This window comes from Curvibacter gracilis ATCC BAA-807, from assembly GCF_000518645.1.
In the GTDB taxonomy this organism is placed as follows: Bacteria; Pseudomonadota; Gammaproteobacteria; order Burkholderiales; family Burkholderiaceae_C; genus Curvibacter; species Curvibacter gracilis.
In genome coordinates this window covers 41139-62279 of record NZ_JADZ01000033.1, presented here as the reverse complement: position 1 = coordinate 62279, position 21141 = coordinate 41139, and the positions used below count along the sequence as shown (strand labels likewise).

General features: G+C 67.6%; 20 protein-coding genes. 10 read left to right on the top strand and 10 right to left on the bottom strand.

The genetic code is table 11. From position 1 onward, the window contains the following. The 7 genes from L880_RS0121610 to L880_RS0121585 all read right to left on the bottom strand — a co-directional run. Positions 1-286, bottom strand: a 286-nt coding sequence (locus L880_RS0121610) for a transposase (RefSeq protein WP_027477448.1), incomplete at its 3' end; no start/stop codon positions are given. A 30-nt stretch (positions 287-316) separates the two neighbouring features. After that, complete coding sequence (locus L880_RS0121605) at positions 317-1912, bottom strand: sacsin N-terminal ATP-binding-like domain-containing protein (RefSeq protein WP_157463017.1); 1596 nt, start codon at positions 1910-1912, stop codon at positions 317-319. 18 nt (positions 1913-1930) lie between these two features. After that, positions 1931-2065: a hypothetical protein gene (locus tag L880_RS36830; protein WP_425389206.1), complete on the bottom strand. Its 135-nt coding sequence runs from the start codon at positions 2063-2065 to the stop codon at positions 1931-1933. Between the two features lie 510 nt (positions 2066-2575). Beyond that, complete coding sequence (locus L880_RS0121600; RefSeq protein ID WP_027477446.1) at positions 2576-3577, bottom strand: Bug family tripartite tricarboxylate transporter substrate binding protein; 1002 nt, start codon at positions 3575-3577, stop codon at positions 2576-2578. A 93-nt stretch (positions 3578-3670) separates the two neighbouring features. Then, positions 3671-4834 carry a tricarballylate utilization 4Fe-4S protein TcuB gene (tcuB, locus tag L880_RS0121595; protein WP_027477445.1) on the bottom strand — a complete coding sequence of 388 codons (1164 nt, stop codon included), beginning with the start codon at positions 4832-4834 and terminating at the stop codon, positions 3671-3673. Beyond that, the gene (gene tcuA / locus L880_RS0121590; RefSeq protein WP_027477444.1) at positions 4821-6248 is read right to left on the bottom strand and encodes an FAD-dependent tricarballylate dehydrogenase TcuA; all 1428 of its coding nucleotides are present in this window, start codon (positions 6246-6248) and stop codon (positions 4821-4823) included. The genes tcuB and tcuA overlap by 14 nt, the downstream gene beginning before the upstream one ends. A 140-nt stretch (positions 6249-6388) precedes the next feature. Then, on the bottom strand, positions 6389-7345 hold the full coding sequence (locus L880_RS0121585; RefSeq protein WP_027477443.1) for a LysR family transcriptional regulator: 957 nt from the start codon (positions 7343-7345) through the stop codon (positions 6389-6391). Between the two features lie 226 nt (positions 7346-7571). Between L880_RS0121585 and L880_RS33100 the strand changes: the two genes are divergently transcribed. From L880_RS33100 to L880_RS0121570, 3 genes are read left to right on the top strand one after another with little or no spacing between them, the layout of a single operon-like run. Next, on the top strand, positions 7572-8228 hold the full coding sequence (locus L880_RS33100) for a TetR/AcrR family transcriptional regulator (RefSeq protein ID WP_051443502.1): 657 nt from the start codon (positions 7572-7574) through the stop codon (positions 8226-8228). A gap of 48 nt (positions 8229-8276) precedes the next feature. Further along, positions 8277-9908 carry a GMC family oxidoreductase gene (locus L880_RS0121575; RefSeq protein WP_043330193.1) on the top strand — a complete coding sequence of 544 codons (1632 nt, stop codon included), beginning with the start codon at positions 8277-8279 and terminating at the stop codon, positions 9906-9908. Next, positions 9905-11305, top strand: coding sequence for a coniferyl aldehyde dehydrogenase (locus L880_RS0121570; RefSeq protein WP_027477441.1), 1401 nt, complete (start codon positions 9905-9907; stop codon positions 11303-11305). Before L880_RS0121575 ends, L880_RS0121570 begins: the two co-directional genes overlap by 4 nt. Positions 11306-11342: 37 nt before the next feature. Here the strand turns inward: L880_RS0121570 and L880_RS0121565 are convergent, their stop codons facing one another. Then, positions 11343-12107, bottom strand: coding sequence for an alpha/beta fold hydrolase (locus tag L880_RS0121565; RefSeq protein ID WP_027477440.1), 765 nt, complete (start codon positions 12105-12107; stop codon positions 11343-11345). A 174-nt stretch (positions 12108-12281) separates the two neighbouring features. Then, positions 12282-13160, bottom strand: coding sequence for a transcriptional regulator CynR (gene cynR, locus L880_RS0121560; protein WP_027477439.1), 879 nt, complete (start codon positions 13158-13160; stop codon positions 12282-12284). 127 nt (positions 13161-13287) lie between these two features. Between cynR and L880_RS0121555 the strand changes: the two genes are divergently transcribed. The 7 genes from L880_RS0121555 (at position 13288) to L880_RS33095 (ending at position 20100) form a co-directional block, all read left to right on the top strand. Continuing rightward, entirely contained in the window at positions 13288-14469 is a 1182-nt protein-coding gene (locus L880_RS0121555) for a muconate cycloisomerase family protein (protein WP_027477438.1), read from the top strand. A gap of 11 nt (positions 14470-14480) precedes the next feature. Next, positions 14481-14759 carry a muconolactone Delta-isomerase gene (gene catC / locus L880_RS0121550; RefSeq protein WP_019577351.1) on the top strand — a complete coding sequence of 93 codons (279 nt, stop codon included), beginning with the start codon at positions 14481-14483 and terminating at the stop codon, positions 14757-14759. A 43-nt stretch (positions 14760-14802) separates the two neighbouring features. Continuing rightward, positions 14803-15741 (top strand): dioxygenase family protein, encoded by a 939-nt coding sequence (locus L880_RS0121545; RefSeq protein WP_019577352.1) that lies wholly within the window; start codon positions 14803-14805, stop codon positions 15739-15741. 341 nt (positions 15742-16082) lie between these two features. Then, positions 16083-17483: an anthranilate 1,2-dioxygenase large subunit gene (gene antA / locus L880_RS0121540; protein ID WP_027477437.1), complete on the top strand. Its 1401-nt coding sequence runs from the start codon at positions 16083-16085 to the stop codon at positions 17481-17483. Continuing rightward, positions 17480-17974: an anthranilate 1,2-dioxygenase small subunit gene (gene antB, locus L880_RS0121535; protein WP_019577354.1), complete on the top strand. Its 495-nt coding sequence runs from the start codon at positions 17480-17482 to the stop codon at positions 17972-17974. The genes antA and antB overlap by 4 nt, the downstream gene beginning before the upstream one ends. A 14-nt stretch (positions 17975-17988) precedes the next feature. Beyond that, positions 17989-19002, top strand: a complete 1014-nt coding sequence (locus tag L880_RS0121530; RefSeq protein WP_027477436.1) for a 2Fe-2S iron-sulfur cluster binding domain-containing protein — start codon at positions 17989-17991, stop codon at positions 19000-19002. Positions 19003-19119: 117 nt separating this feature from the next. After that, a complete protein-coding gene (locus L880_RS33095; protein WP_051443500.1) occupies positions 19120-20100 on the top strand; it encodes a LysR substrate-binding domain-containing protein in 981 nt (326 codons plus the stop codon). A gap of 18 nt (positions 20101-20118) precedes the next feature. Here the strand turns inward: L880_RS33095 and L880_RS0121520 are convergent, their stop codons facing one another. After that, a complete protein-coding gene (locus tag L880_RS0121520; RefSeq protein ID WP_051443499.1) occupies positions 20119-21120 on the bottom strand; it encodes an AraC family transcriptional regulator in 1002 nt (333 codons plus the stop codon). Positions 21121-21141: the final 21 nt, after the last annotated feature.

Here is a 21141-nt window from a genome sequence, read left to right as displayed (position 1 = left end):
AAAACGCGCTGGCCAGCTTCAATATCTCGTTGGCCCGGCGCAGTTCCTTGACCTCGCGCTCCAGTTCCTTCATCCGCTGGGCCTCGCCGGTCGTGACGCCTTCACGCACGCCAGCATCGACCTCGGCACGCTTGACCCACTCGTTCAAGGTCTGCGGCACACATCCAATCTTCGGCGCGATGGACTCGATAGCCGCCCACAGCGACGGGTACTCCCCACGGTGCTCCTGCACCATCCTCACCGCGCGCTCACGCACCTCGGGTGAGAACTTGTTCGACTTGCTCATGGCTCAATCCTCTCAGAGTGTTGAGCCTCCTCAAAATCCGGGGCGATTCACTTCTGGGTTTGCCATGCCACCACCTGACACTGGCACGCAGGGCAGCTTGAGCATGCCAGCGAGGTAGGCTTGCCGCGAGCCAGACTTGGCCAAGTACTCGTAAAAGCGAACCTTCCACTCCAGATCCTTGGCGACCAGCCATTCACCTCTCGTTTTGAAGAGTCCAAGGACGTCCTTAACCGAAAGACTGCGACAGGAGAGGCGCGCCAGTCCGCCGTCCGGAATCGCGATTTCTGGCAATGGGTAGGCACCGCCGAACAGCGCCGCGGCATCAGCGGAGGTGAACAGTTTCCTGAAGGCCCCTGAAACAAGCAAAACCTCCCCAGGCTTCCTCCACTCACCACCTTCAACGGGGATACAGGGGATGCCTTTCAATGCCCGAATCGTCTGCTCGACCACCGGCGCAAAGAAGGGGTCGACGACATCCCGATCCCCGGGAAGGAATCGTAGGAAGGTCTTTGCCAAGCCAGGATGCGCCTTGAACCCCTTGACCGCTGCGGAAAAGGCACGGGAAATCTCATCTCGCTGCCGGACATTCCAGGGCAGCTCCTCGTGTATGCCCTCGCGGCTCGATATGAGGACGAAGTCGGCCTGGATGTAGAACTTGAAGCCGAACTCACGAATCGGGAGAAAGGCGTAGGTCTGGCAGCCCTCGGCCGGTTGCGCCGCACCATCCTCGTCCATCGGAAATGCGAGGACGATTTCCGCTTGCGTGACGTTCTCGCGCTTCGGTTCGACGATTTTCGACATGTCCAGACCGAATCTGGTGCGCAGATACGTCCTGACTTCTGAGCTTTCGTGACCGTCCCCGGTATTGGTCGTCACCGTCAGTGTGCTTACGGAGTCAACGTCATCTCTGGTGAATCGGGAGCTTCCGCTGCTCCGTTCAATCTGCACATCACGAAGCTTTGCCAAAAACAACAGCAGGGTTGGGCTGATGTCGTTCAGCAGGGTAGGAGGGAATAGGTGGTCCGGTCTCGCGGGAAGAACGACAGTTGTCCCCCCTTGGTTGGCATCTGCGCGGTCTGGCACCCAATGAGGAACGACGTAGCCCAGCGCGTCCTCAGGGTTGGTGATGTCGAACTTGAAGTGGTACCCGTTGGAGTGGATTTCCGGGCTGTCGGTGACCTTGAAGACCGACTTGAAGCCGATGCCCTTTTCGCCTATGTAGCCGACCTTGTTCTTCTTCGAGCTTTCCCCTGCGCTGCACAGCGCCCGGACGTTCTTCTCCGAGAACCCAAGCTCATTGTTGAAGGCAACCAGCTCCTCTGGCGTCAGCCGAAACGCCAGCGTCGGAGCGACGCCTTCCGCGTACTCGTTGTCATCAGCGTTCTGGACCAACTCGAGGAGGAAGTGTGACTCCTTCGAATTGAGGTCCTGCGCGACGGTCTCTAGCAGACTGCGGTACTTGCGAACAAGAGCTTCGACGACAACCTCACCGTCTCCTTGCAAGTCTGCACCTATGCCGAACTCGATTCGACGAATCTTCTCGATGATCTCTCGAGGGCTCGCTGAGGCCTCCACATTCTTCGCCATGGTCATCACTTCTTTGATTGCTTCTGATGCAGTGCCCATGGCACTCCCTTCCTGCAATCATGCCACTGCACGACGAACCTGCAACCGGGTCAGCCCGAGGGTCAAGGAGCGCTCGGAGCCCAGATAGGTCAGGAAGGCTTCCACCTCCGGACCGCCCATCTCGGCGGGATGACGCCGCGAATGCCACCGGATGAACGCGCTGAACTTGGTCGATCCGTACCCATTCGATCCAAATGAAGAAGGTCCGGACAGTGTCTACATGCCACATTTGGCCGAGGGGCGTGCCGAAGATCCGTAGATCGAGCACTACCTTTGCCAAGGACGGCGAGGACTGGATGAGCCTGCAGCGACAGCGCGATATTGCGGGCGCATCAGCGGGACTCTGGTAGTTCTAACTCTGGCGCCCTGAACCTGCCGGGCGAACTACATTCTTGCAGTCGATGACGAGCCTGCGCTCCTCGCCTGACTGTCTACGGTCAGCGTCGCATTTGCACTGTCCGGCGCTCCATCGACTGACGCCTGCTTTCGGGCGCCGCCCCAGCGACCTCCAGGCCGACACCGGCGTACCGGTGGTCAAGGGAGATGCCAGAGAACTGTCGGTAGCCAGTGACTCCAAGTGGCCGGGACTTCCAGTTCGCTGGCGGCGGACGAACGGCAGCTCCCGCTGCAAAGCAGCCCCCCAGCCGCGCAGCCCCCTCCCCCTCAATCAATCCTAGCCCCCGACTCCTTAGCCACCACCCCCCACTTCGTCGTCTCGCTGCGGATGAAGCCCACCAACCGTTCCCCCTCCAAATCCCCCGCAGTCACCCCCAACTCCTCAAACCGCCGGGTCACCTCAGCCAGGCCCAGCACACGGTGCAGGGCCTCACGTAGGCGCTTGGTGATCGCCTGCGGCGTGGCGCGGGGGGCCATCAGGGCGAACCAGGTGTTGACCTCGTAGCCTTTGACGCCGGCCTCGTCGACGGTGGGCACGCCGGGGTACAGGGCGGAGCGCTGCAGCGAGGTGACGGCCAAAGCACGCACCTTGCCTGAGCGCACGGGTTGCGAGGCGGAGGGGCTGGTTTCGATGGCCATCTGGATCTGGCCGGCCATCAGGTCGCCCATCATGGGGGCGCCGCCCTTGTAGGGCACGTGGGTCATGGGGGCGCCGATGCGGGCGCTGAACAGGGCGCCCGACAGGTGCTCGGTGCTGCCGGGGCCGGCCGAGCCGTAGTTGACCTCGCCGGGGTGGGCCTTGATGTAGGCCAGCAGCTCGGGCACCGATTTCACGGGCAGTGAGGGGTGTACCAGCAGCACATTGGGCGTGGTGGCCACCAGGCCGATGGGCTCGAAATCTTTGATGAAGTCGTACGACAGGTTTTTGTACAGGCCCGGGGCCATGGCGTGGGCCACGGTGGCCATGAACAGGGTCTGGCCATCGGCCGGGGCGCGGGCCACGGCGGCGGCGCCCAGGGTGCCGCCGGCGCCGGCGCGGTTGTCGACCACCACGGGCTGGCCCAGGTTCTCAGACAGCTTTTGGCCGATCACGCGGGCCAGGATGTCGGTGGTGCCGCCGGCGGCGAAGGGCACCACCAGGGTGATGGGGCGGGTGGGCCAGTCGGCCGCCTGGGCAGCGCCACAGGGGGCAAGTGGGGCCAGGGCGGCCAGCGTGGCGAGCAGGCCGGTTTGCAGCAGGCAACGCCGCGACGCAGGTGTGTTGTTCATGGTCAGGTCTCCGTGAGGTGAATGAGTTGCCTGGCGGCCACGCGCCGCCTCAGGCCACAGGGGCGGCCCGGGCGCAGGCCCGGGGCCGCGGGATCAGTCCGAACCCAGTTGCAGGCGGCTGGGTTGCCGCTTTTCCACCGCGTTGCGCAGCAGGGCCGCGCTGCGGAACACGCCGTGGGCAAACTTGCCGTAGGGCAAGGTGGCAAACAAGGCCATCACCGCGCCCAGGTGCAGCACCAGCACGCTGGGCAAGGCGGGGGTGGCGCGGGCCAGCAGCAGGCCCAGGCCCGTGGCGGCCACCAGCCACAGCAGGGCGATGAAGCCCAGGTCCATGGGCTTTTGCGCGGCGTCGCCATGCAGCGGGTGGCGGCGCAGGCGCAGCCAGCCCAGGCCGGTGGTGCCCGCCAGCAGGGCCAGCCCGCCGCCCACGCCAAACAGCTTGGGCAGGCTGAACCAGCCGTAGGGCGCGGCCTGGCCCAGCCCGTAGTGGTACAGCGTGGCCAGCGAGGTGGCCGCAAAGCAGGCCATGAAGCCGTAGAAGGTCAGGTGGTGAAAGCGCCGGCGCCAATGGGTGTGGGCGTCGTCTTCGTTGTGGCAGCCGTCGCCGTGGCCGCCGTCCAGGTAGCGCAGGGTCAGGGCCTGTTGGGCGGCCTCCAGCCCGGGGCCGACGCTGGCCGGGGCGCTGCCGGTGCCAGGCCGCAGCTCGCTCAAAAAGCGCCGCACGCCCAGCCCCAGGGCCAGGGCCGCAAAACAGAACACGGGCGCAAACAAAGACACCAGCAGGTTGTGCGGAAACACGCCGTAAAAGCCCTGCTCGGGCACCATCCACAGGGTGCCGCGGGCAGCCAGTGCCAGCGCCATGAACAGGGCCAGCCCCAGGGCCAGCGCCACGCACAGGGTCAGGCCGTTGCGCTGGTACAGGCGCCCCAGGCCCGGGGGCCAGGCGTAGTCGACATAGGTCTGGCCGCGCACCACGGCCATGGCCTGCGGCACGTTGACGGCAAACTCGTGCGGCGGCGCGTACTGGCAGGCGTGCAGGCAGGCGCCGCAGTTGTGGCACAGGTTGGCCAGAAAGTGCACGTCCACCGGCTCAAAGCTCAGGCGCCGCGTCATGGCCGGGAAGACGGCACAAAAGCCTTCGCAGTAGCGGCAGGCGTTGCAGATCTGCATCTGGCGGGCCACCTCGGCCTCGGCCGGTGTGGGCTCGCCGTTGGCCAGAGCGCGGGCCTGGCGGGTGAGTTCGTCAAGCGTTTGCATGGGCGGCCCCTTTCTCGTTTTGCTTTTGTGCCAGGGCGCCCAGGGCGGCCTGCTGGCCGGCGATGCGCCCGAAGGCGGTGCCGATCGACATGCCCACGCCGGCGGTGTAGCCCTTGCCCAACACGTTGCCGGCCATCATCTCGCCGGCCACATACAGGTTGCGGCTGGGCTGGCCGCCAAAGTGGGCGCGGGCCTGCGCGTCCACCTTCAGGCCCAGGTAGGTGAAGGTGATGCCGGGCCGCAGCGCGTAGCCATAGAAGGGCGGCGTGTCGATGGGCCGGGCCCAGTGGGTTTTGGCGGGGCTCAGGCCCTCGGTGCGGCAGTCGTCCAGCGCGGTGTGGTCAAAGTGGCCCGGCCGGCAGGCGGCGTTGTAGGCCCCCAGGGTCTGCATGAAGGTGGCCGGGTCCAGCCCCAGTTGGCGGGCCAGGTCTTCGAGTGTGTTGGCCTGCACGCCCGGGAACACCGGCGGCATGAAGCGGCCCACGGCCTTGGCGTCGATGATCGAGTAGCCGATCTGCCCCGGCTGCTGGGCCACCAGGCGGCCCCAGATGGCGTAGCGCTTGGGCCAGAAGTCTTCACCCTCATCATAAAAGCGCTGGCCGAGCTGGTTCACCACCACCCCCAGGCTCACGCAGTCGATGCGGGTGCAGATGCCGCCGTCGTACAGCGGGGCGCGCGCATCAATGGCGACGCAGTGCGACTGCGAGGGGTCGCCCACCATGTCGGCGCCCTGTTCATCTTGCAGGTGCTTGAGCAGCACGCCGCGGTTGAAGCGCGTGCCGCGGATCAGAAAGTTGTCGGCCGGCCAGCTGCCGTCGGGGTTCTGGCCCCAGGCCTCGCGCAGCCACTCGCGGTTCGATTCAAAGCCGCCGGCCGCCAGCACACAGGCCCGGGCCGTGATGCGCTGGCCGCCCTGCCAGGCGGCCACAAAGCGGCCGTCTTCCAGCTCCAGCCGCTCCACCGGGGCTTCGTAGCGGATCTGCACGCCCAGCTTCTCGGCGCTGCGGTAGTAGGCGTTCACCAAGGCCTTGCCGCCGCCCATGAAGAAGGCATTGGTGCGGGCCACGTGCAGCGCCCCCGACAAGGGCGGCTGAAAATGCACGCCATGCGAGCGCATCCAGTCGCGGCAGTTGGATGAGGCGCGGATGGTCAGGCGCGCCAGCGCCTCGTTGGTGAGGCCCCCGGTGACCTTGAGCAGGTCTTGCCAGTACTCTTCTTCAGGGTAGGCGTCGACCAGCACATCCTGCGGGGCATCGTGCATGCAGCGCAGGTTGCGGGTGTGGGCCGAGTTGCCGCCGCGCCAGGCGCGCGGTGCGGCTTCGAGCAAGAGCACACTGGCCCCTGCTTCGCGTGCCATCAATGCGGCACACAGGGCGGCGTTGCCGCCACCGATGACCAGGACGTCCAGGTCCATGGCTGTCTCCTTGCAAAACACTCGCTTGCGCGATGAGTTGCCACTTTAGGAAGACAGCGCCCTGCCGTGCAGGCCCCGGCGGGCATGGGGCCATCAGTTTTTGTGATGGGTGGGGCGGGGTCTTGAGCTCAAAAGAGCGCTCAAAGCGCCAACGTGGCCCCCACCCACTGGCCCTGCTGCACCAACTGGCGCACACAGTCGCCCAGCACCACGCGGGTGGCCAGGGCCACGGGCGAGAGCTCGTCTTCGGCCAGGCTGCACAACAGGTTCACGCGGCACACGGCCGGGCCGGTGATGCGCGCCAGCTCAAAGCGCTCGGCCGCATCGGCAAAGCGGCCCACCGCGGCCCAGGGCTGCAGGGTGGCGCCCAGGCCGGCGTCCACCGCGGCCATCAGCATCGAGAGCGAATCCACCTCCAGCACCACGTTCGGGCTGACGCGGGCCTGGGCAAAGGCGGTGTCCAGGGTGCTGCGCAGGCCGTGCGGGCCGGTGGGCAGGATCAGGCCGATGTCGCCCAGCTCGGCCAGGCCCATCTCGGCGGGCAGGGCCGGGCGGCCGGCCCGGGGGCCGCCGCGGATCAGAAACAGGGCCTCTTCGATCAGGGGCTGGATCTGCCAGCGGCGCCCGCCGGGGCCATCGCCATTGGCGTACAGGCGCGAATCGAACAGCACCGCCAGATCGAGCTGGCGGGCATTGAGCATGCCGGCCAGGTGGCCCGACAGGCTCTCGACCATGTGCAGGCGCACCTCGGGGTAGCGCTCGCGCATGGCGCGCATCAGGGGCAGGCCCAGCAGCGCCGCCGTGGTGGGGGCCAGGCCCACGCTGACGGTGCCCGACAGCCTTGCCTGCTGGGCCACGCGCACGGCCTGGTCGGCGTGGCGCAGGGTCAGCTGGGCCTCGCGAAAAAAGGCCAGGCCGGCCTCGGTGGCCTGCACGCCGCGCGGGCTGCGCTGCAGCAGGCGGGTGCACAGCTCGCCCTCCAGCCGGCTGATCTGCTGGCTCAGGGCCGACTGCACCAGGTTCAGGTCGAGTGCCGCGCGCCCCATCGAGCCCAGTTCCACCACGCGCACAAAGTAGCGCAGCTGTCTCAATTCCATCTTGGGTCTTTCGGTTGGGTGGGCCGGTCGGGCCGCCGGCTCGGCTGCGAATATAGCGTGTGGGCCAGCCCTGGGGCTGGCGGGGCGGGCCCGCTTGGGTGCGGGTGAATGCGCTGAAGCATGGGCTCAAGAGTGCGACAGCAAGGGCGCTGTTTTCAGTTACGCTCAAGCCCGCCCGCGGCCCCGCTTGCCGGGGCTTTTTCTCAGACACCACCGCCTGCCCTCCGTGCCAAGCCAGCCCCCTGCCCCGGCGCCCGAACTGCGCAAATACCGCCCCTCAGCCAAACGCGATGCGCTGCGCGCCGAACTGCGCGACCGCCTGAAGGCCCAGGCCTGGCAGGTGTTTGCCGAGGTGGGGCTGGACGGGGCCACGGTGGCCGCCATCGTGGCGGGCAGCGGCGCCTCGAACGGCACCTTCTACAACTACTTCGGCACCCAGCAGGCCGTGTTTGCAGAGCTGCTGGGCGAGCTGCTGGGCGAGATCCGCAGTGCCACGCGCGAGGCGCGCCAGCGCGAGCCCGAGCTGGTGGGGATGATGGTGCAGTCGTTCCGGGCATTCTTTGAGCTGGTGCTGCAACGGCCCGGGGCCACCGATTTCTGCCTGCGCAACCAGCACCACATCCGCGCCTACCTGCATGGCTTTGCCGACACCAACGGCCTGCTGGACGATCTGCGCGCCGACCTGCGCCGCGCCCTGCCCAACAAAGGCCTGAGCGATGGCGAGCTGGCCCTGCTGGCCTCGGTGGTGGTGGCCATCGGCCTGGAGGCGCTGATGCTGATGAGCCGGGGCGACCCGGTCGATCTGGAGGGGCTGTGCCAGGGCGTGGCCACCTTGATTGCCCACGGCGCCAGCCAGTGGCCGGGCTGCCGAACAAATATTTGACGAATTCGTCAAAAATCCTAAACTGCGCACTCCTACACGGAGACAAACATGGCGCAGACCACCCCCAACACCACATCGCTTCAGGCTGACTACATCGTGGTCGGCGCCGGCCCGGCCGGCAGCGCGCTGGCCACCCGGCTGGCCGAAGGCGACCCCGCAGCCCAGGTGCTGCTGATCGAAGCCGGGCCGGCCAAGCCCTCGTTCTTGTCGGTGATGCCGGCCGGCCTGGCCCTGCTGGTGCCCAGCCGCAACCGCCACAACTACGCCTACCAGACCGTGCCCCAGGCCGGCCTGGGCGGGCGCACGGGCTATGTGCCGCGCGGGCGCGGCCTGGGCGGCTCCAGCCTGATCAACGCCATGATCTACGTGCGCGGCCAGCGCGAAGACTACGACGGCTGGGCCGCCCTGGGCTGCCCGGGTTGGGGCTGGTCCGATGTGCTGCCCTTCTTCCGCCGCAGCGAGGCCAACCAGCGCCCGGGCGGCCTGGACGAGGCCCTGCACGGCCGCCAGGGCCCGCTGGTGGTGAGCGACCTGGCCTCGCCCAGCCCCGTGAGCCAGGCCTTTGTGGCCGCCGCCCAGGCCTGCGGCCTGCCGGCCAATGCTGACTTCAACGGCGCCCGGCAAGAGGGCGTGGGCCTGTACCAGGTGTTTCAGCAAGGGGGCCGCCGCCTGGATGCCTCGCGCGCCTACCGGGGCCGGGCCCCGCAGCCCAACCTGCAGGTGCTGGCCGAGGTGCGCGTGAACCGCGTGTGCTTCGAGGGGCGCCGCGCCACCGGGGTGGAGGTGGGCGACCGCGACGGGGTGCGCGTGCTGGCTGCCCGGCGCGAGGTGATCCTGAGCGCCGGGGCCATTGCCTCGCCCCAGTTGCTGTGCCTGTCGGGCATCGGGCCGGCCGACGAGCTGGCCCGCCTGGGCATCCCCCTGGTGGCCGATGCGCCTCAGGTGGGGCAAAACCTGCAAGACCACCTCGACTACTCGCTGAACCTGCGGCTCAACGGCCCGGGCCTGTTCGGCTGGGGGCCGCGGGGCACGCTGCGCTCGCTGGCGGCCCTGCCGGCCTTCCGCCAGGGCCGTGGATTTTTGACCACCAACGGGGCCGAGGCGGGCGGCTTTGTGCGCAGCTCGCCCCAGCTTGAGCGGCCCGACCTGCAACTGCATTTCTGCGTGAGCAATGTGGACGACCACGGCCGCCGCAAGCACCTGGCCACCGGGGTGGCGCTGCATGTGTGCGCACTGCGGCCGCACAGCCGCGGCTCGGTGCGCCTGGCCAGCGCCAACCCGGCCGACATGCCCTTGATCGACCCGGCCTTTCTGTCGCACCCCGACGACCTGCCGCTGCTGATCCAGGGGGTGCGCCTGGCGCGGCGCATTCTGCGCAGCCCGCCCTTCGCCGGCCTGGGCGGCCGGCCGATCTATGGCACGCTGGACGACGAGAGCGACGACGCGCTGGCGGCCCTGATCCGGGCCCAGTCCGACACCATCTACCACCCGGTAGGCACCTGCCGCATGGGCACCGACCCTGCCTCGGTGCTCGACCCGGCGCTGCGGGTGCGCGGCGTGAGCGGCCTGCGCGTGGCCGACGCCTCCATCATGCCCACCCTGGTCAGCGGCAACACGCAGGCCCCCAGCGCCATGATCGGCGAACGGGCCGCCGACCTGATCCTGAAAGGCCGGGCATGACCCTCGACACCTTGTTCATGCGCCAGCACGAGGCCTCGCGGCGCCAGCCGGCCCCCGACCTGCAGGCCCGGCGCGCCTCGCTGCTGCGGCTGGAGCAACTCGTCAGCCGCAACGCCGAGGCGCTGATCAGCGCCATCGACCATGATTTTGGCGGCCGCTCCCGCACCGAGACCGAGCTGCTGGAGATGCTGCCCACGCTGCGCGCACTGCGCCATGCGCGGGCCCATGTGGGCCGCTGGATGCGCCCCCGGCGCCAGGCGGTGGAGTGGCTGTTCCTGCCCGGGCGCAACCAGCTGCGCCACGAGCCCCTGGGCGTGATCGGCATCATGGCGCCCTGGAACTACCCGCTGCTGCTGACGCTCGGGCCGCTGTGCGACGCGCTGGCAGCGGGCAACCGGGCCTTGCTCAAGCCCTCGGAGCTGACGCCGGCGTTTTCTGACCTGCTGCAGCGGCTGATCGCCGAGGCCTTTGACCCGGCCGAGGTGGCCGTGGCCACCGGCGGGGTGGAGGTGGGCCAGGCCTTTGCCAGCCTGCCGTTCGACCACCTGGTGTTCACCGGCTCGACCGCCGTGGGCCGCAAGGTGATGCAGGCCGCCGCCGCCAACCTGACCCCCGTGACGCTGGAGCTGGGCGGCAAGTCGCCCGCCATCGTGGCCCCTGATCACGCGATTGACGCCGCGGCGCGCTCGATCGCATTCGGCAAGTTCGTCAACGCGGGGCAGACCTGCATCGCCCCCGACTACGCCCTGGTGCCGGCCCACCAGCTGGAGGCCTTTGCCGACGCCGTGCTGCAGCACGCCCGCCGCACCCTGCCCGACCCGGGCCGCAACCCCGACTACAGCGCCATCATCAGCCCCGCCCACCGCGCCCGCCTGCACGCCCTGCTGGACGAGGCCCGGGCCAGCGGCGCCCGCGTGCTGAGCAGCGCCGAGCTGCCGCGCGACGACCCGCATGTGGCCCCCACCGTGGTGCTGGCCCCCGGGCAGCACCTGCGGCTGATGCAGGAGGAGATCTTCGGCCCCATCCTGCCCATCGTGCCCTACCAGACCCTGGACGAGGCCCTGGCCCTGGTGGCCCGCCACGAGCGCCCACTGGCCCTGTACCTGTTCACCCACCAGGGCAGCACGCGCCAGCAGGTGCTGGCCGCGGCCCCCTCGGGCGGCGTGACGCTGAACGGCACCTTGCTGCACATTGCCCAGCACAGCCTGCCCTTTGGCGGCATCGGCCCCAGCGGCACCGGGGCCTACCACGGGCACGCCGGCTTTCTGCGCTTCAGCCACGCGCGTGGGGTGCACCAGGTGGGCCCCATCAACCCCTTCGAAACCCTGGGGCCGCCCTGGGGGCGCTTGGCACGATGGATGGCACGCTGGATGGGGCGCTGGCAGCGGGGTGGGTGACGGGCACCGACGCGCCCAGCGCCAGGCCACGCGCTGATCAACCCAGCACAAAGCGCTCCAGCAGCGCGGCAAAGGCCTGCGGCTGCTCCACCGCACTCAGGTGGGCGGCGTTCAGGCTTTGCAGCTGCGCCCCCGGGATGGCTTGCGCGATCGCCTCTGACAAGGCCGGGGGCGTGGCCTCATCGCGCTCGCCCGCGATGACGAGGGTGGGGCAGGTGATGGTGCGATTGCCTTCGTCCAAGGCGATGTGGGCCACGGCCAGGCAGGCCTCGGCATACGGGGCGGGCTGGGTGCCGACCAGCACCTGGCGCAGGGCCGCCACCCGCTCGCGCCCCTGGCGGTCGGCGCGGAACTCGGGCGTGAACCAGCGCTGCAGGGCGCCGTCGGCAATCACCTCCATGCCGCGTGCCCGCACGGTGTCGACCCGCGTCTGCCACAAGGCTCTGGCCGCCTCGCCGTAGTGGCTGGCCGAGTTCGCAATGCAGACCGAACGCACTGTGCCAGGGTGGCGCGCGGCCAAGGCCTGCGCCGTCATGCCCCCCATCGAAAGGCCGACAAAGTGCACCGGCCCGCTGGCGTGCTGCGCGATGAACTGCGCCGCATCATCGGCCAGATCGTCCATGCTGAAAGGCCCCGGCAGGGCGGGCGAGCGACCATGCCCGCGGTGGTCGTAGCGCAGCACGGTGAAGCGCTGTTGCAGGCATTGGGCGAGTTCGTCCCACATCGTCAGGTCGCAACCCAAGGCATGGCTCAGCACGATTTCGGGGCCGCGGCCCTGGCGGACAAAGTGAATGGAAGGCATCAAGGAGTGACTGAAGAAAAAAGGGGGGGAAGGGTCATCGGCAAACGAAGCCGACCATAGCGCCCCTGCGCTGCCGCGACCAATGAAATTTGTTGGATCCATTGTTCGAAGCGGTCGCTTGATGCAGCCGCCCCCTGGGGGGCCAAGCCCGCGGGCACGGTGCAGGGCGCCACTTCAGGCGATCAGGGCAGCCCGCAGCAGGGCGGCAAACTCGCGCGCGGCCACGCTGCGCGAGGCGGAGCGCCGCCACAGCAGGCCGGCGTGGCGCACCACCTCGGGCGCGGTGAGCGCCATCGCATGCAGATCAGGCATCTGCAGGGCGGCCCGCTCGGGCACGATGGTGGCCAGGGGGCCGTGCCGGCACACGCCGAGCAAGGCCTCGACCGACTCCATTTCGACCCGCACCTGGGGCTCGGCCCCGGCCTGCCTGAATTTCTCGTCGAGCATGCGCCGCGTGGCAAAACTGCGCGGCAGCAGGGCCATGGGCAATTGGGCCGCCCGCTTCAGCGTGATGTGCTGGCCCCGGGCTTGCGGGGCGGTCTTGCGCAGCACCACCATCATGCGTTCTTCGAACAGCGGCTCGGTTTCGATCTCGCCATGGCGGGTGGGGTGAAATGCGATGCCCAGATCCAGCTCACCGCTCATCAATTGGTCCTCGATCGGGCCGGCGCGCAGATCCCGCACCTCGAGCTGCACCTTGGGGTAGCGCTCGCAGAAGGCGGCCACCGTGGCCGGCAGCACGGTGTTGAGGAAGGTGGGGATGGCGCCGATGGTCAGGCGGCCCGACTGCAGGCCGCTCAGGTCGGCCAGGGCCATGCGGCCGGCCTCGATCTCCTTGAGGGCCCGCGTGGCATAGGCCCTGAATTCAGCCCCCGCCTGCGACAGCTTGAGGCCGCGCCCGAGCCGGTCGAACAGGGCGGTGTCCAGCTCTTCCTCGAGCTGCCTCAGGCCGTGCGACAGCGTGGACTGGGTGACGAACAGGTTCTGCGCCGACTGCGTCAGGTGCTCGGTCTGCGCGATGTCGAGAAAGTAACGAAGCTGCCGGATTTCCATGCCTGTGCCCCAGGTCAATCATTCGATGAGATCGAACATTTGAACATAAATACTTCATTGGAATGCGGTGGGGCTTCCTCGTAACCTTGGCCATCCATTGCACAGAAGCACAGAAAAAAGGTCATTCATGTCGAGTCGTTTCGTGGTTGAGCGCATTGAGGCGAGGATTCTGGACATCCCCACCATCCGGCCGCACAAGCTGGCATTCGGTGCCATCAACCGCCAGAGCCCGGTGGTGGTGCAGCTGTGGCTGCGCAACGGGGCCTGCGGCTTCGGCGAGGCCGCCACCATCGGCGGGCCGTCGTGGAACGAAGAGTCTCCGGAGAGCATCCGGCACGCCATCGAGGCCTACCTGGCGCCCTGCCTGCTGGGGCAGGACGGCGCCGCCTTCGGCCACGCACTGGCCCGCATGGACACCTTCTGCCGCGGCAATGCCTTTGCCAAGAGCGCCGTCGAGATGGCGCTGATCGATGCCGTCAGCCGCAGCCTGGGCCTGCCGGCCTACCAATTGCTGGGGAGCAAGCGCCACGCCAGCCTGCCCCTGGCCTGGACCCTGGCCAGCGGCGATGTGCGCAAGGACCTGGAAGAAGCCCAACTGCGCCTGGAACAACGGCGCCACCGCATCTTCAAGATGAAGATCGGGGCGCGCAGCCCGGCCGACGATGTGGCCCACGTGAGCCAGATCGCCCGCGGCCTGGAAGGCCAGGCCACGCTGACGGTCGACGTCAATCAGGCCTGGGACGGCAGCACGGCCAGGCGCTTCCTGCCGCAGCTGATCGACGCCGGTGTCACGCTGATCGAGCAGCCGGTGGCCAAGTGGAACCGGGAAGCCCTCAAGGTGTTGAGCGCCACGCTGGGTTCGCGGGCCTGCATCATGGCCGACGAATCGGTGTGCACCCCCCAGGATGCGATGGCGCTGGCCCGCGATCAGGCCAGCCAGGTGTTCTCGCTGAAGGTGGCCAAGCATGGCGGGCTGTTGCGCACGCTTCAGGTGGCCGCGGTCGCCGAGGCCGCCGACATCGGCTGGTATGGCGGCACCATGCTGGAGACCTCGATCGGCAGCGCCGCCTCCGCCCATGTCTTTGCCACCCTCGGAGACCAGCACCATGGCTGCGAGCTGTTCGGCCCTCAATTGCTGGTGGACGACATCGTGACCGAGCGCATGCCCATCATCGACTTTGAACTGCAACTGCCCGACGGGCCCGGCTTCGGCGTCGAAGTCGACCTGGGCCAACTCGACCGATTCGACCGGGCCCGCACGGGCCTGAATGCCGTGCACATCGACCTGGGCCAACGCCCCCACCCTTGAGGAGACAAGACATGCTGTACCTGGTCCGCATGGACGTGAACCTGCCCGCCGACCTGCCCCCTGCGCAGGCCGAGGCCATCAAGACCCGAGAGAAGGCCTACTCGCAAGAGCTGCAGCGCGATGGGCGCTGGCGTCATCTCTGGCGCGTGGTGGGCGAGTATGCGAACTACAGCGTCTTTGACGTGGCGTCCAACGACGAGCTGCACACCCTGCTGTCGCAACTGCCGCTGTTCCCGTACATGAAGATTTCGGTCACCCCACTGGCGCAACACCCCTCGGCCATCGCCTGAGCCCTGGCCTGCAACCCCTTTCCCCCAACCTACGGAGACAAAAATGAGCACCTCAAAAAATGAATTCACCCAGCAAAGCCTGCTGGAGCGCGTCAACAGCGTGAAGATGGCCGAGGGCAACCCGCGCGCCCGCGCCATCGTGGCCCGCATCGTGAGCGACCTGTTCAAGACGATTGACGAGCTGGATGTGTCGCCTGACGAGTTCTGGGCCGCCGCCGATTGGCTGAGCCGCCTGGGCGCCTCGGGCCAGATCGGTCTGATCACCGCCGGCCTGGGCTTTGACCGCCTGCTGGACATCCGCATGGACGAGGCCGATGCCAAGGCCGGCATCGCGGCCGGCACGCCGCGTGCCATCGAAGGGCCGCTGTATGTGGCCGGCGCCCCGCTGTTCCAGGGCGAGGCCGTGCTCGACGACGACAGCGACACCCGTGGCACCGGCAAGGTGCTGGTCATGGAGGGCCGGGTGCTGGACCACACCGGTCAGCCCGTGGCCAATGCCATCATGGACGCCTGGCATGCCAACAAGAGCGGCGGTTACTCGCACTTCTTCCCGGGCCTCAAAGAGTTCGAACTGCGTCGCAAGATCGAAACCGATGCCCAGGGCAACTACCGCTTCCGCACCACGCTGCCGCCGGGCTATGCGATCCCGCCGAACAGCCCGACCTCCGAGCTGTTCCAGGTGCTGGGCCGCCACGGCCACCGCCCGGCCCACATCCACTTCCACATCGTCAAGGAGGGGCATCGCACCCTGACGACCCAGATCAACATCCCGGGCGACACCTACATCGACGACGACTTTGCCTTTGCCACACGCGATGGCCTGGTGCTGAAGATCGAACACGACGTTGCCCCGGCCGGCTATGAATCCCTGGGTGTGGAGGCGCCGTTTGAGCGCGCCCGCTTCGACTTCGTGATGCAGCAAGCCGTGACCGAACGCGACACCGATCCGCGCACCCGGATCGCACGCGCCGTCGGGGCCTGATCTCCGGGCCTGAAGAGGCCTGCCCCTTCAAGCACCGACCCCCGCACCAGGGCGGCCACGCAAGCACTGCGGGCCGCCCATTTTTCATGGCGCCGCACGCGCTGTCTGGGCCCCACGACCCGCTCACCCGCTCACCCGCTCACCCGCATGCCCTCTGCGAGGCGCATCCACACCCAGCGGGCAACCCAGGCCTGCACACTCCAGGGCCTGAGGCTGAGACACCGTGCCGGGCCCCGTGCACGCCGGTGGCAAGCGGATAAAGAACGCGCGAAATGTGGATAGCCGTTTCTGGGGCGGCTGGGCCTAATCGAGATCATCGATCCACCCCACAGGAATTGCCCATGAATACCTCACGCAGCCCCCAACAATGGCGCGACTTCATCGACGGCTGTCTGGACTTCAGACCCGAAGACGAGGTCTATCGCGTCCGTCGCTCCATGTTCACCGAGCCCGAGCTGTTCGATCTCGAAATGGAGTTGATCTTCGAGAAGACCTGGATCTACGCCTGCCACGAAAGCGAGATCAGCCAGCCCAATGACTTCATCACCCTGAACGCGGGCCGCCAACCCCTGATCGTGACCCGCGACGCACAGGGCGAGCTGCACGCCCTGGTGAACGCCTGCGCGCATCGCGGCACCACGCTGACACGGGTGTGCAAAGGGCGGCAAGCCGCCTTCACCTGCCCCTTCCACGCCTGGACCTACAAGCCCGACGGGCGCCTGATCAAGGTGAAGGCGCCCGGCGAATACGGCCCGGGCTTCGACCTGCATCAGCATGGCCTGAAGAAGGCCAAGGTGGCAAGCTACAAGGGCTTTGTGTTCATCAACCTCGATCTGAGCACCCCTCTGAGCCTGGAAGACTACCTGGGCGACGCCAAGGTGTTTCTGGACCTGATGGTGGAGCAGTCTCCGACCGGCGAGCTCGAAGTGCTGCCCGGGCGCTCCACCTACACCTTTGACGGCAACTGGAAGCTGCAGACCGAGAACGGCCTGGACGGCTACCACGTCAGCACCGTGCACTACAACTACGTGGCCACGGTGGTGCACCGGCACGAGCTCGACAGCGCTCAGGGCAGCACCGACTTCAAGACCCTGGACTACCGCAAGCTCGGGGCCGGCGACGCCACCACCGACGACGGCTGGTTCTCGTTCAAGCACGGGCACTCGGTGCTCTTCAGCGAAATGCCCAACCCCGAAGTGCGCCCTGGCTACGCCAGCGTGATGCCCCGGGCGCAAGCCGAATACGGCACCGAAAGAGCGCACTGGATGATGCACCGCCTGCGCAACCTCAACCTGTACCCCAGTCTGTTCTTCATGGACCAGATCAGTTCGCAACTGCGCATCATCCGCCCGGTGGCCTGGAACAAGACGGAAATCGTCAGCCAGTGCATCGGCGTGAAGGGCGAGTCGGCTGCGGATCGCGAGAACCGCATCCGCCAGTTCGAAGACTTCTTCAACGTGAGCGGCATGGGCACGCCCGATGACCTGGTCGAATTCCGCGAAGCGCAACGCGGCTTCCAGGGCCGCGCCGAGCCCTGGAACGACATTTCTCGGGGCTGCCAGGCCTGGACCCGCGAACAGACCGGCAACGCCAAGACCCTGGGCATCCAGCCCGTGCTCACCGGCACGGAGATCACCCACGAGGGCCTGTTCGTGAACCAGCACAGCACCTGGCGCCAGCTGATGCTGGACGGACTGGCACAACAGGAACAGGCATCCACCCAGAAGGAGGTGCAAGCATGAACACCCTTGAGCTGCAACACGCCGTCGAACAATTCCTGTATGCCCAGGCTGAGCTGTGCGATCGCCAGCAGTGGGATGAGTACCTGGCCTGCTTCGACCCGACGGCCGAATTCCATGTGCCGCAGTGGGACTCGGAGCACGTGGCCACCACCGACCCGAAGCGCGAGATGTCGATGATCTACTACGCCAACCGGGGCGGCCTGGAAGACCGCATCTTCCGTCTGCGCACCGGCAAATCGGCCGCCAGCCACCCGATGCCGCGCACGCTGCACCAGATCAGCAATGTGCGCATCCAGGACCGGGGCCAGGGGCTGCTCCAGGTCGGCGCCAAATGGAACACGCATTACACCCGCCACGGCCAGGCCGACTGCTACTTCGGCGAGGTGAGCTACGAGCTGCGTCAGGTTGACGGTGGCTTCAGCATCCTGCGCAAGCATGTGCTGCTGCTCAATGATCGGATCAATGCGGTGCTGGACTTCTACCACCTGTGATCAAGGGCGAGACCATGGAACATCAGATTGGCCTTCGCTTTGAAGACGGTGCCACACGCTTCATCCAGGTGCGCTCCGGCGAGACCCTGGCGGATGCCTCCATCCGCCAGGGGGTGCGCTTTCCGGTGGACTGCCGGGAGGGGGCCTGTGGCACCTGCCGCTGCCAGGTGGAATCGGGCAGCTACGACCCGGGCGACTGCGCCGAAGACGCGCTGAGCGCGGCAGACGCCCGACTCGGCTGGGCCCTGGGTTGCCAGATGCGCCCGCGCTCCAGCGGTGTGGTGCACGTGCCCATCGACGCATCGGCCTGCCTGCACAAGCCGCTGGAGCAGGCGGTGCAAATCGGTGCGCTGAGGCGCCTGGGCCCGCGCATGGTCTCGCTGACGCTGGAGCACCCGGATCTGATGGCCTTGCGCTTTCTGCCCGGCCAGTACCTGCGCCTGTGGCTGCCCGACGGCAGCGCCAGCCGCGCCTACTCCTTCAGCTCGCTGGTGCGCGCACCCGGCCAGGTCGACCTGCTGGTGCGCCTGCTGCCGGACGGGCGCATGAGCCAGTGGCTGAACGACACGGCCCAGGTGGGCGACACGCTGAAGCTGACCGCGCCCTATGGCGGCTTCTACCTGCGCCCCGCACAGCGGCCCTTGCTGATGCTGGCCGGTGGCACGGGCCTGGGCCCGATGCTGGCCATGCTGGAGCTGCTGGCCCAGGCGCCGGAGCAGGCGCCGCCTTGCCACCTGGTGCTGGGCCTGGCCGACGACCAGGACCTGCCCGTGCTGGACCTGCTGAGCCCCTTGAAAGAGCGCTTGCCGCAGCTGACGCTCACCGTGTGCGTGTCGGATCCGCAATCCACACAGGGCTTGCGTGGGCATCTGGTCACGCATCTGCAGCCGGCCATGCTGAACCAGGGCGATGTGGACCTGTATGTCTGCGGCCCGCCACCCATGGTGCAGGCCCTGAACGACTGGCTGGCCGCCGCACCGTGCCAACCGGCCGGCTTTCACATCGAACGCTTCACGCCGGGCGCATGAATGCAGGGCGCCCTGGCGCCCTGCATTGCGCGAAGGCTTGTTTGCCCCCTATAGTGAACGCGCCTGGCGACGCTTGGCGCGGACGGTCCGTCAACCGGTATGTTCTGCATGAACCCCATGGCTGCAAAAGAAAAATCCGGCGGCACCGACCTGGCCAAGAACGCGCCCGGCCTGATGGCCACGGTCGAGGAGTTGCTGCTGCTGGTCGAAGTGGTGGAGTCCGGCGGCTACCGGGCCGCGAGCGAGCGCACCGGCATCCCGCTGTCGAGCATGAGTCGGCGCGTGTCGGCCCTGGAAGATCGCCTGGGCGTGTGTGTGATCATGCGCAATTCGCGGCGCTTCGAGGTGACCGACATCGGGCGCCAGTTGTTCGAGCAAGGCATCAAGATCCGCGAGGCGGCCCATGCAGCGGTCTCGGTGGCGCAGGACAACGCCAAGGAGCCGGCCGGGGATCTGCGCATCGCCTGCCCCATGGCCCTGTCGACGCTGCTGGTGTGCTCGGTGGCCGTCAGGTTCGGGTGCCAGTACCCGCGCGTGCGCCTGTTCCTGAGCACCACCCGGGGCACGCCCGAGGCCTTGGCGCAGAACTTCGACATCGTGATCCACCCCAGCTCCCAGGCGCTGCCCGACTCGGATGTGGTGGCCCAGCAATTGGTCCAGGCGCCCTATGGCCTGTATGCCTCGCCTCAGCTGCTGCAGGGCAGGGAAAGCAGCGATGAGCCCTCGGCCTTGGCCGGGCTGGATTCGATCGGCTGGAACTCGGGCGAATCCCAGACTTGCTGGACCTTGCAAGACCCGCAAGGCCGCACCGAGGAGCTGCGGTTGTCGGTGCGCTTCGTGACCGACAACCTGCTGGCCGTCAAGGAAGCGGCCATCGCCGGCCTGGGCATCACCCGGCTGCCCACGGCCCTCGCAGCCCCGTGCATGGCGGAAGGCAGCCTATGCCGGGTGTTGCCACGCTGGTCACTGGCGCCCATGACCATCTATGCGCTGTACCCCTCGCGGCGCCGCCTCAGCCTGGCGGGGCAAGAGTTTCTGCAATGGGCCAAGCCGGCCTTGCAGGCCTTGGTGGATGGCAGCACCGAGGCTTTGCGCTGAGCGGACCGGCGCCAGGCCTCAGGACTTGGCCCGGTGCCGCTCTGCCGTGGCCGATGGCGACTCGCCAAAGGCCTCCCGGTAGGCCTCGGCAAAGCGGCCCAGGTGGCTGAAGCCCCAGGCCAGCGCAATTTCCGAAATGTAACGGGTGGAGGCGTTGCGGACGATGTCGAGGCGCGCCTGCTGCAGGCGGTGTTGGCGCAGGAACTGCATCGGCGTCAGGCCCAGGTGGGTGCGGAAGTCGGCCACCATGCGCCGCGGGCTGAGCCCCTGGGCAGACACCAGGGCGTCGACATCCACCTCTTCACGGGCGCGCGCCATCAACGTGCTCTTCAGGTTCTCGACATGCCGGGGCAGCTCTGGCGAACCCTGGCGGGCCAACTCGGCCGAGTAGTTGTGCGGCTGAAAGCTCAGCAGACCGCGGATCAAGGAGGTTTCGACCCCTTGGGCCAGACCGTTGTAGTGCATGAGGTTGCCGTTGTGCCCCATGTCCTCCCACAGCAATCGCACCCAGCGCCACCAGGTCAGCGCCGCCCCCTGGTCGAGCGCCATGCTGGGCTCGAAGGTGATAGCTGAATGCACCGGCCGGCCCAGCATCTGCTCCAGGGCCGTGCGCATGGCGCCGCGATCGATGGCCACCAGCAGCTTGCGGCAATCGCCGCTGATCGAAAGCTCCTGGTAGGCAGAGGGGTCGATGATCAGGCCGTGCTCGGGGTCGGAGCCGAACACGGCACCGCCCAGGCGCAGCTCCTGATCGCCCATCAAGGGCAGGCTGATGCTGTAGCTGTCCAGAGGACGGCTGTCATTGATGCCGATGCGCACATCGGCCCCGTATTCGATGCAGCCAATGGCGGTGGACAGGGCGCCCAGGCGGTCTCCCGCATGGACAAACCGCAGTGAACGCCCTGGCTGCACCATCAGATCATGCGGGCCGCAGACCCGCCGCATCCAATCCTGAGCGCCGGACACATCGGTGAATGCGCCACACAGGCGGTGATGCAGCACGGAATTTTGCTCATTCATGTACGTTCAATTCCAATAAGA